This is a genomic window from Micromonospora sp. NPDC047467 (genome assembly GCF_040643095.1).
Lineage (GTDB): Bacteria > Actinomycetota > Actinomycetes > Mycobacteriales > Micromonosporaceae > Micromonospora.
In genome coordinates, this window is record NZ_JBEYTO010000022.1 from 1830 (window position 1) to 2982 (window position 1153).

Below are 1153 nucleotides of genomic sequence, written 5' to 3' on the forward strand. Positions count from 1 at the left end.
CGGGTGGTTAGCACAACGAGGTTCATCAGGGACGCTCTTTCGCGGGTACGGGAATATCAACCCGTTGTCCATCGACTACGCCTCTCGGCCTCGCCTTAGGTCCCGACTCACCCAGGGCGGATTAGCCTGGCCCTGGAACCCTTGGTCATCCGGCGGAAGGGTTTCTCACCCTTCTTTCGCTACTCATGCCTGCATTCTCACTCGTGCCGCGTCCACAACTGGGTCACCCCGCTGCTTCACTCGCGGCACGACGCTCCCCTACCCATCCACACACCTGCACAAGGAATCAAGTCCAAGCGAGGATAAAATGTGAATGCCACAGCTTCGGCGGTGTGCTTGAGCCCCGCTACATTGTCGGCGCGGAACCACTTGACCAGTGAGCTATTACGCACTCTTTAAAGGGTGGCTGCTTCTAAGCCAACCTCCTGGTTGTCTATGCGACCCCACATCCTTTTCCACTTAGCACACGCTTAGGGGCCTTAGCTGGTGATCTGGGCTGTTTCCCTCTCGACTACGAAGCTTATCCCCCGCAGTCTCACTGCCGCGCTCTCACTTACCGGCATTCGGAGTTTGGCTGATTTCGGTAAGCTTGTGGGCCCCCTAGACCATCCAGTGCTCTACCTCCGGCAAGAAACACGCGACGCTGCACCTAAATGCATTTCGGGGAGAACCAGCTATCACGGAGTTTGATTGGCCTTTCACCCCTAACCACAGGTCATCCCCCAATTTTTCAACATTGGTGGGTTCGGCCCTCCACGCGGTCTTACCCGCGCTTCAGCCTGCCCATGGCTAGATCACTCCGCTTCGGGTCTAGGACACGCGACTGAATCGCCCTATTCAGACTCGCTTTCGCTACGGCTCCCCCACACGGGTTAACCTCGCCACATGCCACTAACTCGCAGGCTCATTCTTCAAAAGGCACGCCGTCACCCCGCAAGGCTCCGACGGATTGTAGGCGAACGGTTTCAGGTACTATTTCACTCCCCTCCCGGGGTACTTTTCACCATTCCCTCACGGTACTCGTCCGCTATCGGTCACCAGGAAGTATTTAGGCTTACCAGGTGGTCCTGGCAGATTCACGGCAGATTTCAGGGGTCCGCCGCTACTCGGGAACACCCACAGAAGGTCAGCAACTTTCACCTACCGGACTTTC

Annotated in this window: 1 rRNA gene (running past both ends of the window); it reads right to left on the minus strand. The window is 57.2% G+C overall.

Features of this window, described 5'->3' with window-relative positions:
* Nucleotides 1–1153, minus strand: a 23S ribosomal RNA gene (locus ABZ780_RS31495) (it extends past both window edges: 1620 nt to the left, 511 nt to the right).